This window comes from Polaribacter sp. Z014 (assembly GCF_023555435.1).
GTDB lineage: Bacteria > Bacteroidota > Bacteroidia > Flavobacteriales > Flavobacteriaceae > Polaribacter.
In genome coordinates this window covers 26,735-40,069 of record NZ_JALCZP010000013.1, presented here as the reverse complement: position 1 = coordinate 40,069, position 13,335 = coordinate 26,735, and the positions used below count along the sequence as shown (strand labels likewise).

Genomic DNA, 13,335 nt, shown 5'->3' with positions numbered 1-13,335 from the left:
TTTTTTAGATGAATAAAAGTATTTGTAAAGCATTTTTAATGGTTGTAATAATAACTCTAAGTTCTTGTGCCAAAGAAAAGACTGCCTATGAAAAAGTAAAGGCATCTAAGCCCAATATACTTTTTATAATGGCAGATGATTTAGGGTATGGAGATTTAGGCTGTTACGGGCAGGATGTAATAAAAACACCTAATATAGATAAGTTAGCATCTCAAGGGTTGCTTTTTACGCAGCATTATGCTGGAGCTACCGTGTGTGCTCCGTCTAGAAATAGTCTAATTACTGGTCAACATATGGGGCATACAACTATAAAGTCTATGGAGAAACCTTTAAAGTCAGAAGATGTTACTGTGGCAGAATTACTTAAAAGCAGTGGCTATACCACAGGTGTTATTGGTAAATGGGGTTTAGGTAATGTTGGTACTACAGGTTATGCTAACGATCAGGGTTTTGATTATTCCTATGGATATTATGATCAAATTAGGGCTCATAATTATTATCCAGATTATTTATGGGAAAACGGAGAAAAGTACCCTTTAAAAAATAAAGTAATTTATGTTACAGATAGTACTAATTATGCCGTAGGTATTGGTAGTGCTGCTGTAGAGAAGCTAGAATATTCTAATGATCTTTTTACAGAAAAAGCATTAAATTTTTTAAATGAAAATAGAGATAATCCTTTTTTCTTGTATTTAGCCTACACGATACCACATGCAGATAATGAGAGTTTTTTAATTAATGAACATGGAATGGAAGTACCAGATTTAGGTATTTATGCTAATGAAGATTGGCCAGAACCTAAAAAGGCAGGTGCAGCTATGATTTCTAGATTAGACTCATACATTGGTAAAATTATGAAAACCTTAAAAGAAAAAGGGTTAGATAAAGAAACACTAGTTGTCTTTACGTCTGATAATGGTCCACATCAAGAAGGCGGTTGGAATTTAAATTTCTTTGATAGTAATGGAGAATTACAAGGAATGAAAAGAGACCTTTATGAAGGAGGAATTAGAATTCCTTTTATAGCAAAATGGCCCGAAGTTATAAAACCAGGGAAAACTGATGCAGTAGCAACTTTTTGGGATTTTATGGCAACTGCCTGTGATTTATCTGGCGCAGAGTTACCCAATTCTAGTGATGGTATTTCTTATTTACCCACGTTGGTTGGTGATAAAGAAAATCAAGAAAAACACGATTTCCTTTATTGGGAATTTGATACTAGTTTATCTAGACGCGCTGTGCGTAAAGGAGATTATAAATTGGTAACTATAAAAAAGAAAGGGATAAATGAAACTAGTGTCGAATTATTTAATATTCCTAAAGATATTTCTGAATCTAAAAATATTGCTTCGGAATACCCAGAAAAAGTAAAAGAATTAACAACTATTATAAATCAATTTAGAGAATAATAAGATTATGATGAGAACTAATTTTATGAAGAATAAAGAAAAATATATTACTGCATTTACTTTATGTTTTTTAGCGGTGAATGGAACTTTCGCTCAACTTAAAGTAAAAACTAATTTAGGACAAGAAGCTGGTTGGATGCCAAATGGTTGGGGTAGTTATACGATAGCAGTAACCAATAATAGTGACGCTAAAGTTTTAATTAAAGGTTATAGTATACAATGGAAAGGCGCTAAAGAAAGAGTAAATAAATTAGACAAAGAATTGGGAGAGAATGAAGTATGGAAGAAAACAGAAATAGGTCATTTGTCAGCAAAAACAGTAGCCGATTTTGGTAAAAAAAATCCAGTTAAAAAAGGATTTATTTTAGCCGAAGTAAATGGTAAGGAAAAGAAGTTTCCTTTTAAATTTGATATTCCTGCAGCTTATTTACCAGAATCTTCTAAGGTGATAACAAAAGGTAAAGTAGCCTTGTCTTTGCAAGAGTCTAGATATGAAAATTTTTCAACAATAGATAGAGCTATGATGTGGTTAAATCAATCTTATGTAGCAATGGAAGAACTTGTAGGAGGTACGCCTTATGAAGGAAAAACGATTGTATTTACAGAGAGTGTAGAAAATCCATATTTTGCATATGCAGGACAAAAAATAATTTTAAATACCAAGTTTGTTGGCAAGTCTATTGAAGAATTTGAGGATGGAATTTTCCCGTTTGGATGGATTCATGAAATGGGGCATGATTTTGATGATGGCATAGGGCAATGGTATAACTTTAATGGTCCGTATACAGAGTTTCAGGCAAATTTTAAGTTATGCTTTATAATAGAAACAATGAAAGAACAATCTTTTAGAATACCGGAAACTATTGTTGTAAAAGATTATCCGTTTCAAGAAAAAGGAAGAAGATTAAAAGGGAAAGAATTTGCAGAAAAATCTTTTTTATTCTTTGGTGATAAGTATTTGTCAGATGCTTCAAGAAAATGGGACAGTATGAGCTCAGATGAAATGCATTCGCTTTTTCAACGGATACAATATATGTACGGTTGGGATGTCTACAAGGGGTTTTACAGAACCTTTAGAACATTAAACACCAAAGGATTTACACCTCCAAAAGGAGCCGTAAATAAAATTAATTTAATAGCATTGGTATTAAGTAAAGAGGCTCATGTAGATTTAGTACCACTTTTTAAAACATGGAAATTTCCGGTAACTCAAGAAAAAATAGATCAATTAAAAAACACCTACCAACTTTAATACCTAAAAATATGATAAACTTAAAAAAGATTGTTTTAATCTCAGCCTTAGTAGTTGCTATTGGTAGCTGTACCGATACGTCTAAAAATAAAGAAACTGATACAATAAGTATGAATACTATAAAAGACAAAGACATAGAAAAAGTATACATAGATTTAAAAGAGAAATATGCCGTATTAAGTCCTAAAGTGATACAACCGGCAGAAGGGTATTTAGAACATCCTTATTTAATTCCAGCAGGTTTTTATAAGCAAATGTGGGATTGGGATGCCTTTTTTATGGGGAATTATTTTGCAAGTAAAGGAAAACCAGAGTATTTACAGTATTGGGCTTTGAACCTTATAAAAGGAGTAGATGAAGAAGGTTATGTTTCTGGTTGTGCAACTGTAAAAGGACCACGACCTATATTTGGTAAGTTTGCAATGAAACCCTTTTTGTCTCAAGGGGTATATTTAGCTTCAAAAGGATTAAAGGATTTTAATTGGGCTAAGCCATATTATAAAGATATTAAGAAAGTAATTGAATATAGAGAGAAAACGCAACAAGATAGTATTACTGGGCTATTCTTTTGGGATATTGCCATGCAAAGTGGAGCTGACAATAATGCTGGTTTAAATTACTTTATGGAAGATAAACGTTCTTTTTTAGCTCCAGACGCTAGTACTTGGCAATACAAAGAATACTTAGCGCAATCTGCACTTGCCAAAAAATTGGGGTATGAAGAGGATGCTAAGATTTATTCAGAGAAAGCAATTAAACTAAAAGAAGCTATTAATAAAATTCTATGGTCTAAAGAAGATAATGTTTACTATACAGTAGATATGGATACTAGAGCATTTTATAAAAGAATAAGTTATTCGTCTTTTTTACCATTGTTAGCAGGTATTCCTTCTCAAGAAAATGGTAAAGCAATGATAGATAGTTATTTATTAAATGAAAAACATATGAAGGCTAAATATGGATTTAGAACATTATCTGCTCAAGATGTTGATTATAATAATAAAAATATTATAGTTCCTTTTTCTAACTGGCAAGGTCCTGTTTGGCCAATTGCAAATTATATTTACTCAATTGGACTTAAAAATTATGGGTATTCTGATGATATTGCATGGTTAGGAAAAACATTAGGAGATTTACTTTTAAAAGACATTAACAAACATAATACAATGCATGAAAATTATGATGCTGACACAGGGAAAGCTCTTGCACCTAGTGATGATCATGTAGATGAAAATGGAAATATAGTAGGTTTTATTAGTTGGAATCTTTGTGTAGAAAATATTTTGGATGGTGTTGTTAATGATAATTGGACGTTATTAGAAATTAATTAATTTAAAGAAACTAAATGAGACTAAGGAATATCATATTAATTACTTTTTTATTAATTGCTCAAATTAGTATATCGCAGCAATTAACACATTGGGCTATAGATAATACCAATCAAATACGTTTAGATGCTTCTAGCGATAAAAATAATCCGTACAAAGATAATATAGAAATGTCTGGTAAACGGGTTTCAGGTATTGTGACTTATAGTATAGGTAAAGAAAAAGAATTGTCTGTTTCTAGAGAAGTTTTTTTTCCGCAATTGCGAACATTTATAAAAACGAATGATCCAGAGTGGAAGCATTATAGAGCTTATTTTAAAGACACCTTTTCAGACGCAATATTACCAACTATAGTTTTAAATAATAAAATTTATGCACCAGGAAAAGTACAAAATACATTTATTAATGGTAAGCTAACCTTTAAACATGCAGCTGTAGAAGGTATTTCTTTAATTCGTACATTTTATCCCTCTGCAACACAACGTTTATTCGTAGAACAGTGGACTTTATCTAATACAACTAATAATGATGTAGTTTTATGGGGAGATAAAAATGAAACAAGAAAGGATGTTAAAGGAGTTAAAGGGAATTACACATTATATACTAATAGTAATATAAAAAGTAAAATAGAATTAGCAGCGGGAGATTCTTATACCTTTTCTGTCGGTATTTCTGCAACTTTAAATGATGAAGAAAAAATAGTAATAAAAGGTGATGAAGTTTTAAAGGAGCGTAATACTTTTTTAGACGAGATGAAAAACGCTTTAGTATTAAATACTCCAGATAAAACATTAAATACACTATTCGAATTTTCAAAAATTAGAGCATCAGAAAGTATTTTTGAATCTAAATTAGGTTTAATGCATTCTCCGGGTGGTGGTAGGTATTATGTTGGGTTTTGGGCAAACGATCAAGCCGAATATGTAAACCCTTTTTTCCCTTATTTAGGTTATGACTTGGGTAATAGTGCAGCAATGAATATGTATAATTTATACATAAAAGAAACAAGTAAAGACTATAGTAATATTAGGTATTCTTTTGAAATGGAAGGAGATGCGCCTATTAATACTTTAGATCGGGGAGATGCAGCAATGATAGCCTATGGAGCAGCACAATTTGCATTAACCTCAGGAGATAAAAAGGTTGCAGAAAAACTTTGGCCATTAATTACTTGGTGCTTAGAATACAACAAAAGAAAATTAAATGATGAAGGAGTTGTATCATCAGAGTCTGATGAAATGGAAGATAGAATAGAAACAGGAAATGCAAATTTATCTACTTCTAGTTTATATTATGGAGCATTAAATTTATCGGCAGATTTAGGACATTCCTTAGGGAAGTCTAAAAGTCAATCCAGAAGGTATAAAAAAGAAGCAAAACAATTGGCGAAAGCCATGGATGATTATTTTGGAGCAAATATTGGAGGTTTATCAACTTATAAATATTATAAAGAACACACCAATTTAAGGCATTGGATTTGCTTGCCTCTTGTAGTTAAAATTTTTGACAGAAAAGATGCCACAATTAAAGCTTTGTTTGATAAATTATGGTCACCTAACGGTGTACATGTAGAAAAAAATGATGCTAATAAGGCAATATCAGAAATTTTTTGGGATCGTGGTACCTTGTATGCTTTAAGAGGAACTTTTTTAGCAGGAGCAACAGAAGAGTCTTTACAAAAGCTTAAAGAGTTTTCAAGTAAACGATTATTAGGTGACCGTGTTCCTTACGTTGTAGAGGCTTACCCAGAAGGAAACATGGCACATTTATCTGCAGAAAGTGGATTGTATTGTCGTGTTTTTACAGAGGGTATGTTTGGGATTGTACCAACAGGTTTAAAAAGTTTTAATCTTACCCCTAGATTGCCAAAAGAATGGAATGAAATGTCCTTAGAGAATATAAAGGCTTTTGGTGAAGATTTTAATATTGAAGTGAAACGTAAAAATAAAAGTTTAGTTATTGAAATAAAAAAGAATAAAACAGATAAGACTTTTAAAAGAACAATTAAAGAGGGGAGTACTATTAATATAAACTTATAACATCTTTTTTGCCCAATTAAACTAACACGGATTAAATACATTAGTTATAAAGAATGATGTAGGTTTTAATGTAATTCAGAGATAATTGCTGTGATCTAAACTTTCAAATTATATTAGAAATGTTGTAATTACTGCAACATTAAATGAACTTAATATTTAGAACATAATTTAGACTGAGTAAAATACAAACCTATTAATTGTTTAACACAAAGGTGTAACAGTTTTTAAAAATTTAATACCAATTAAAATTCTATGATAAACTCACAAAATTTAACAAGCAAAAAAAACACACTAGTACCTATTATAATTATTGCAGGTCTATTCTTTATTTTTGGTTTTGTAACATGGATAAATGGTGCATTAATTCCGTTTATGAAAACTATAAACGAGCTTACAGATGCGCAATCATACTTAGTAGCTTCTGCTTCGTATATTTCTTTTGTGGTTATGGCCTTGCCTGCATCTTATATTTTAAATAAAATAGGATATACAAAAGGGATGTCTTTAGGTTTAATTATTATGGGGATAGGAGCATTAGTATTTATTCCTGCGGCAGAGGCTAGGACTTATTGGTTATTCTTAACAGGTATTTTTATTCAAGGTGTTGGAATGACTTTGTTGCAAACAGCTGCAAACCCTTATATTACTATTTTAGGGCCTTTGGAAAGTGGGGCAAAACGTATTGCTATTATGGGAATAGCAAACAAAATAGCCGGAGCTTTAGGATCTTTAATTTTTGGAGCTATATTATTATCTGGTATAGACGAAGTTAAAGGAAAATTAGGATCTGTTACATTAGTAGAAAAAAATATTCTGTTAGATTCTATGGCTGATAGTGTTTTTATACCTTATTTAACGATGGCATTAGTACTTTTTGTTTTAGGGGGACTAATTAGAAAAGCACCTTTACCAAATGTAGAAGTAGAAGAGAAAGTTGAAGCTAATGCCGAAAATAGTTCTAAAACAAGTATTTTTCAATTTCCACATTTATGGTTGGGGGTTTTAGCATTGTTTGTTTACGTAGGAGTAGAGGTTATTGCGGGAGATACAATTATAGCTTACGGGATTTCCCTTGGTTTTACTGGAGAAGAAGCTAAATATTTTACAACATATACCTTAATGGCTATGGTAGCCACTTATCTCTTGGGAGTTATTCTAATTCCTAAGTACATAAAACAAAGTACAGCATTGAAAACAAGTGCTTTTTTAGGTATTATTTTTAGTGTCTGTATCATATCAACAACAGGGTTTACTTCAATATTATTTGTTGCAGCATTAGGTATTGCCAATGCTTTAGTTTGGCCAGCAATATGGCCTTTAACTTTAGGTGGTTTGGGGAAGTTTACAAAAACAGGTTCGGCATTGTTAATTATGGCAATTTCAGGTGGAGCAATTATTCCTCCATTATATGGGAAAATTGTAGATATAAATAAATTAAATTTAATAGGAGAAGGCTTAAGTCATGCCGACGCATTGGTAGTTTCTTCAACAGAAGGTTATTGGGTTTTAACGCCTTGTTATGCTTTTATTCTTTTTTATGCCGTTTCTGGACACAAAATTAAAAGTTGGAATAGAAAAAAATAATACACACAAAAAAAATAATTTCACCGAAATAAATATACGTTATGTTAAAAAGTAGTATTGACAAAGCAACAGGGTTTGAAAAGCGATTTGAGAATATAGGTACAGTAGTTTACAAAGATTCTACAGCAGCATCTATAGCTGTTGCAAAAGAAATAGCCAATTTAATTAATGTTAAACAAGCCCAAAAACAACCTTGTGTTTTGGGGTTAGCTACAGGTTCTTCTCCTAAAGGATTATATGCTGAATTGGTTAGGTTACATAAAGAAGAAGGTCTAAGTTTTAAGAATGTAATCTCTTTTAATTTAGATGAATACTATCCTATGGAACCTGATTCTATAAATAGTTATGTTCGGTTTATGAATGAACAATTGTTTAATCATGTAGATATTTTACCAACAAATTGCCATGTTCCAGATGGTTTACTATCTAAATCAAATATTGCAGATTATTGTGATGCTTACGAATCTAAAATTGAAGCCTTAGGAGGTATCGATATACAAATCTTAGGTATTGGAGGTAATGGTCATATAGGTTTTAATGAATCTGGTTCGCTTCAAAATTCTAAAACTAGATTAGTAGCATTAGATCATATAACAAGGGTTGCTGCAAGTGGTGATTTTTCTGGTTTAGAAAATACACCTAGAACCGCCATTACTTTAGGGATAAAGAAAATAATGGAAGCAAAGAGAGTTATTTTAATGGCATGGGGTGAGGGTAAATCTAATATTATTAAAGCCTCTGTTGAAGAAGAAATAACAAGTCGTGTACCAGCATCTTTTTTACAAGAGCATAATAATGCGACTTTTATTTTAGACAAGGCAGCCTCATCAAAATTAACAAGAATTAACTACCCTTGGTTAGTTGAGAAAATATCTTGGACAGATAAGCTAATAGGGAAAGCAGTATTAAACTTAGCTCTTCATTTAAAGAAACCTATTTTAATGTTAACAGATGCTGATTATATAGAAAATGGGATGAGCGATCTATTAGCAGATGCAGGTCCTGCTTATGATATTAATATAAAGATATTCAATAAACTACAAAATACGATTACAGGTTGGCCAGGGGGGAAGCCTAAATCTGATGATACTAAGAGACCCGAGCGTGCAGAACCAGAAAAAAAGAGAGTTATTATTTTTAGTCCACATCCAGATGATGATGTAATTAGTATGGGAGGAACTTTTAAGAGATTACATGAACAAGGTCATGAAGTGCATGTGGGATATCAAACCTCTGGAAATATAGCGGTTGCTGATGATGAAGTATTGCGTTTTGCTAGTTTTGTTTGTGATTTTAATTATAAGTTTGGTATTAATAAAGAAGAGGCGAAGAGTATTTATAAAAAAGCTTCAGAGTTTCTGAAGAATAAAAAATCAAGTGAGATTGATATTCAAGAAGTAAGAGATATAAAAGGTTTAATTAGAAAAGGTGAAGCAAGATCTGCTTGTCATTTTATAGGTATTCCAAATAAACAAATTCATTTTATGGAATTACCTTTTTATGAAACGGGAGCGATAAAGAAGAACCCGATAGGTGTGGGAGATGTAAAGATAACATCAGATTTAATAAAAAAGATAAGGCCACATCAAATTTATGCAGCAGGAGACTTAGCTGATCCACACGGTACCCATAAAGTTTGTTTAGATGCTATTTTTAAAGCAGTAAAAGAATTAAAGGCTAAAAATCTAATGGATGATTGTTGGTTGTGGTTGTATCGAGGTGCTTGGCAAGAGTGGGGTATAGATGAAATTGAAATGGCAGTACCTATGGGGCCTGATCAAGTGTTAGAAAAACGTAAAGGTATTTTTAAACATCAATCACAAAAAGATGGAGTTGTATTTCAAGGTGCAGATAGTAGAGAATTTTGGCAGCGTGCAGAAGATAGAAATAAAGAAACAGCTGATTTATATGATCAATTAGGTCTTTCTCATTATGCTGCAATGGAAGCTTTTGTAAGATGGAAGTATTAAGTAAATTTATTGTGAATAAAATGAATAAAGAACGGTTATGCATTAAAATATACCCTTATAACTTAGAAAAAGACATATTAATTGATAATTTACTGATTTACAGTAAGTACGTTAATTGGGTTAAAGGTGATTTTGATTTATACTTTATGACTGAATCTTTTAGTTTGAAAATTTATTTTCCAAATGGATGGTTTGAGATGGTAAGTTTAAACCTTGAAAATAATCAAATTTTACTAAAAATAGTAATTAATGGAAACACAAGTATATCTTGTAAAAAAATATTAGAAAGATTAATATCTATTTATATTCATTTAATAAAAATTGAAGAAGGACTATAATAAACTTATTAATTTAATTTGGTATAATATAATTTGGCAATTAGTATGTTTATTTGTTGTAATTATTTTTTCAGAGATCTTCTTTTGGTAATCTATATTATTTGTATTAAAGTAAAATTGTTTTTAGGCTTGCTGTTTTATTTATCATAATAATTAAGATTTTTGACAGGTTAGTTTCATTAATATTTTGTGCTAGCATTGCTCTTTTTTTAATAAACGTTCAATTTTATATTCAAAACGAATATTAGCATTTTTTAGGAAATGGTTAATGTTAGTATTCGTTTCAGTTGGGAGAATTTTATAATCTACTTCTTCAATAGTTTTACAAGTTGTAAGAATTTGAACAATAAGTGTTAGAAGTTTATTGTAATGCTATAAATATAAGGTTTCTCTATGAGAATAAAAAAACAAGGAAAAGTCTTTTAGAATATGTAAGTTTTGTATTCGTAAAAGAGAAGCTATTTTTATAACAGAATGACCAATTAATTAGGTTTTTATTTTTGAGGTGATTAGGTTAAAAAAAAAATATCCATTTAAGAAGTTCTCAAATTTGAAGATGTTTTATTGGCTTTAAAAAGACGTTGATATTGAGAAAAGCATAATGTTTTCTTTATTTAAAGTACTAATTACAGCAATTAATAATTTTTAAGATGATATGTATTGTTTTGGGGTAAAGAATACAAAAAATCAATTTGTTGTACCTATGTTGTACCTAAACAAAAAAAGTCAAGATATAAATCTTGACTTTCCGTACTATACTTGTAGCGAGAACGGGATTTGAACCCGTGACCTCAGGGTTATGAATCCTGCGCTCTAACCAACTGAGCTACCTCGCCATACTTTTGAGGCTGCAAATATAATAGAATTTTACAAACTGACAAGTAGTGTTGTAAATTTTTTTTAAAAAGAATTTATAACTATATTGTGAGCCTAAGAATAAAAGAATAATGGATAAAATAAAATTTGAACTTGAAATTTCAATTCACGCATCGCCGCACATGTTATATCAGTATATTTCGTCTCCTTCTAATTTGCAAGAATGGTTTGCAGATAAAGTGAACTCAAGAGGTAAGGAGTATAGTTTTACTTGGGAAGGTGAAGAAGAAATTGCAGAATTGATCACGAAGAAAACGGATGATAGAATTCGTTTTAAATGGTTAGAAAGTGAAGATGATGATAGTTATTTTGAAATTAAAATTGAGGTAGATGACTTAACAAAAGACGTTTCTTTAATTATTACCGATTTTGCGGATGATGAAGATGATGTGGAAGAAGCAAAACAATTATGGGAAAACCAAATAGATGAATTAAGACATACAATTGGAGCTTAAGTTTTAACCTTTATTTATTAGTAGTATTCAGTTAAAAAAAATTGCAGGTTTTGTAGTTTAATACGTATGATTTTAAAAAAAAACTCAACATTATTGTTGAGTTTTTTTATGCTTACATATTTTAAAAACATTAATTTTGTAACTCTAAAAAAACGTATTTATGATTAACTTTAATGGAGCATTATTAAATCCAGAAAATATAAAATTATCATCAGAAAACAGAGCTTTTAAATATGGAGATGCCATTTTTGAAACCGTAAAAGTGATGCATAAAAAAGTGGTTTTTTGGGAAGATCATTATTTTAGATTAATGGCTTCTATGAGAATGCTTCGTATGAAAATTCCTATGGAATTTACTTTGGAATCTTTAGAGCAAGAAATTTTAAAAACGGTAGCAGCCCAAGCTGAAGCAAGTACGTATAGAGTTCGCTTAAATGTTTTTAGAAAAGACGGTGGTTTATATACACCTAAATCTAATAAAATAGATTACACTATAGAAGCTACTGAAAGTTTTTATCAAATAAAGGAATCTTATTCTTTAGATGTTTATAAAGATTTTTATAATTACTCAGGGCTTTTATCAACCATAAAAACTAATAATAGAATGTTGAATACTTTGGCTAGTATTTTTGCAGATGAAAATGAATTAGATAATTGCATTTTATTAAATGAGAAAAAGGGGGTAGTAGAGGTAACAAATGCTAATATATTTGTAGTGAAAGGAAATGTTATCAAAACTCCTGCACTTTCCGAAGGTTGTATTAAAGGCATTACCCGCAATAAAGTAATTGATATTTTATCTAAGAATAAAGATTATACGTTAGAAGAAACTTCAATTTCACCTTTTGAGATACAAAAAGCAGATGAGGTATTTATAACAAATGCAATTATGGGTGTGCAACCGGTTACTAGTTATAAGAAAAAAAGTTTTACTACGGAAATTGGAAAGAAAATAGGGAGTAATTTAAAAGTATTACAGGTTGCAGGAAATTAATTTAAATTAAAATCGCTAGGAGCATTTGCCCAAAGCTTATAATTTCCTCCTTTTTGTAATAATTTATTTTTCCATAGGCTTTCATCATCCATAGAAAAAATATTCTCGAAATCATTATCGCTTATAAACCAAGAATTTTGATTCATTTCTTGGTCTAGTTGTTCTTTTTCCCAACCAGAATATCCTAAGAAAAATCGAATATCAGAGGTGTTTAATGCGTCGTTGTTTAATAGGTTTTTGAGGCATTCAAAACTTCCTCCCCAAAAAATGCCATTAGCAACTTCTATACTATCTGGGAGTAGTTGGGGTACTTTATGCACAAAGTATAGATTATCTTGTTCTACAGGACCTCCTTGATATACAGGGAAATTGCAATCAATTTCTGGTAATAAATCGTTAATAGTATAATTTAAAGGTCTGTTTAATATAAAGCCAACAGAGTTATTGGGTGTGTGTTCTGTAAGTAAAACAATGGTTCTATTAAATGCGCTATCATTTAAAATAGATGGCTCTGCAATTAATAATTTACCTTTATTTAGTTTCAATTTATAAGTTTAGAATGGTTCTGTTAAATGTAATAAAAATTTTCATAAAAAAAAACTCTCTTAAAAAAGAGAGTTTTATATACTTTAAAACTAAAGGTCTTAGTTTACAGCATCGCTTAAACCAGCTCCCGCTTTAAATTTAGCTACGTTTTTAGCAGCGATTTCTATCGTTTTTCCTGTTTGAGGATTTCTACCAGTTCTAGCTGCTCTGTTTGAAACAGAAAAAGTACCAAAACCAACTAATGCAACTTTATCTCCACCTTTTAAAGCAGAAGTTACGTTATCTGTAAAAGATTCTAATGCCGCTTTAGCTGCTACTTTAGAAATTCCAGCATCTGCTGCCATTGCATCGATTAAATCTGACTTGTTCATAATAAATAAATTTTTTAAAATTAATTGAATATTTTTTGCTTAATAGCTTAACAAATATAGATGGATTAAGGGTTTACGCAAATTAGAGTGCTAAAAAAGTACCCTTTTGTTAATAAATATGTGTAAATTGTTAATAAAGGTAGTTGTAAAACACAAAAATCTGTAAAAACCAT

At 30.5% G+C, this 13,335-nt stretch carries 11 protein-coding genes and 1 tRNA gene; 9 read left to right on the top strand and 3 right to left on the bottom strand.

The genetic code is table 11. The features are described from left to right. Positions 1–8 precede the first annotated feature (8 nt). The 7 genes from MPF19_RS13685 (at position 9) to MPF19_RS13655 (ending at position 9,920) form a co-directional block, all read left to right on the top strand. Positions 9–1,409, top strand: coding sequence for an arylsulfatase (locus tag MPF19_RS13685; protein WP_249988656.1), 1,401 nt, complete (start codon positions 9–11; stop codon positions 1,407–1,409). A 25-nt stretch (positions 1,410–1,434) separates the two neighbouring features. Beyond that, positions 1,435–2,661, top strand: a complete 1,227-nt coding sequence (locus MPF19_RS13680) for a M60 family metallopeptidase (protein WP_249988655.1) — start codon at positions 1,435–1,437, stop codon at positions 2,659–2,661. 11 nt (positions 2,662–2,672) lie between these two features. Further along, positions 2,673–3,992 carry an MGH1-like glycoside hydrolase domain-containing protein gene (locus MPF19_RS13675; protein ID WP_249988654.1) on the top strand — a complete coding sequence of 440 codons (1,320 nt, stop codon included), beginning with the start codon at positions 2,673–2,675 and terminating at the stop codon, positions 3,990–3,992. Positions 3,993–4,006: 14 nt separating this feature from the next. Further along, a complete protein-coding gene (locus MPF19_RS13670; protein ID WP_249988653.1) occupies positions 4,007–6,028 on the top strand; it encodes a six-hairpin glycosidase-like protein in 2,022 nt (673 codons plus the stop codon). A gap of 252 nt (positions 6,029–6,280) precedes the next feature. Beyond that, positions 6,281–7,612: a sugar MFS transporter gene (locus MPF19_RS13665; protein WP_249988652.1), complete on the top strand. Its 1,332-nt coding sequence runs from the start codon at positions 6,281–6,283 to the stop codon at positions 7,610–7,612. Between the two features lie 41 nt (positions 7,613–7,653). Beyond that, positions 7,654–9,582 carry a glucosamine-6-phosphate deaminase gene (gene nagB / locus MPF19_RS13660; protein ID WP_249988651.1) on the top strand — a complete coding sequence of 643 codons (1,929 nt, stop codon included), beginning with the start codon at positions 7,654–7,656 and terminating at the stop codon, positions 9,580–9,582. Positions 9,583–9,602: 20 nt separating this feature from the next. Continuing rightward, the gene (locus MPF19_RS13655; RefSeq protein WP_249988650.1) at positions 9,603–9,920 is read left to right on the top strand and encodes a hypothetical protein; all 318 of its coding nucleotides are present in this window, start codon (positions 9,603–9,605) and stop codon (positions 9,918–9,920) included. Positions 9,921–10,682: 762 nt separating this feature from the next. Here the strand turns inward: MPF19_RS13655 and MPF19_RS13650 are convergent. After that, positions 10,683–10,756: transfer RNA gene (locus MPF19_RS13650), tRNA-Met, on the bottom strand. 111 nt (positions 10,757–10,867) lie between these two features. Here MPF19_RS13650 and MPF19_RS13645 point away from each other — a divergent pair. Both MPF19_RS13645 and MPF19_RS13640 read left to right on the top strand, forming a co-directional pair. Further along, a complete protein-coding gene (locus tag MPF19_RS13645) occupies positions 10,868–11,251 on the top strand; it encodes an START-like domain-containing protein (protein WP_249988649.1) in 384 nt (127 codons plus the stop codon). A 160-nt stretch (positions 11,252–11,411) separates the two neighbouring features. Next, positions 11,412–12,245 (top strand): aminotransferase class IV, encoded by an 834-nt coding sequence (locus MPF19_RS13640; RefSeq protein WP_203394331.1) that lies wholly within the window; start codon positions 11,412–11,414, stop codon positions 12,243–12,245. Here the strand turns inward: MPF19_RS13640 and MPF19_RS13635 are convergent. Together MPF19_RS13635 and MPF19_RS13630 are read right to left on the bottom strand one after the other, a co-directional pair. Further along, positions 12,242–12,790: a YqgE/AlgH family protein gene (locus MPF19_RS13635; protein WP_203394332.1), complete on the bottom strand. Its 549-nt coding sequence runs from the start codon at positions 12,788–12,790 to the stop codon at positions 12,242–12,244. The genes MPF19_RS13640 and MPF19_RS13635 overlap by 4 nt on opposite strands. Before the next feature lie 99 nt (positions 12,791–12,889). Beyond that, positions 12,890–13,162: an HU family DNA-binding protein gene (locus MPF19_RS13630; protein WP_068449845.1), complete on the bottom strand. Its 273-nt coding sequence runs from the start codon at positions 13,160–13,162 to the stop codon at positions 12,890–12,892. Positions 13,163–13,335 lie beyond the last annotated feature (173 nt).

Excerpts from the sequence above, each read along its gene's own strand:
- MPF19_RS13645 (WP_249988649.1), top strand. The coding sequence starts at position 10,868 with ATGGATAAAATAAAATTTGAACTTGAAATTTCAATTCACGCATCGCCG.
- MPF19_RS13630 (WP_068449845.1), bottom strand. The coding sequence starts at position 13,162 with ATGAACAAGTCAGATTTAATCGATGCAATGGCAGCAGATGCTGGAATT.
- MPF19_RS13665 (WP_249988652.1), top strand. The coding sequence starts at position 6,281 with ATGATAAACTCACAAAATTTAACAAGCAAAAAAAACACACTAGTACCT.
- MPF19_RS13670 (WP_249988653.1), top strand. The coding sequence starts at position 4,007 with ATGAGACTAAGGAATATCATATTAATTACTTTTTTATTAATTGCTCAA.
- MPF19_RS13640 (WP_203394331.1), top strand. The coding sequence starts at position 11,412 with ATGATTAACTTTAATGGAGCATTATTAAATCCAGAAAATATAAAATTA.
- MPF19_RS13685 (WP_249988656.1), top strand. The coding sequence starts at position 9 with ATGAATAAAAGTATTTGTAAAGCATTTTTAATGGTTGTAATAATAACT.
- MPF19_RS13680 (WP_249988655.1), top strand. The coding sequence starts at position 1,435 with ATGAAGAATAAAGAAAAATATATTACTGCATTTACTTTATGTTTTTTA.
- MPF19_RS13655 (WP_249988650.1), top strand. The coding sequence starts at position 9,603 with ATGAATAAAGAACGGTTATGCATTAAAATATACCCTTATAACTTAGAA.
- nagB (WP_249988651.1), top strand. The coding sequence starts at position 7,654 with ATGTTAAAAAGTAGTATTGACAAAGCAACAGGGTTTGAAAAGCGATTT.
- MPF19_RS13675 (WP_249988654.1), top strand. The coding sequence starts at position 2,673 with ATGATAAACTTAAAAAAGATTGTTTTAATCTCAGCCTTAGTAGTTGCT.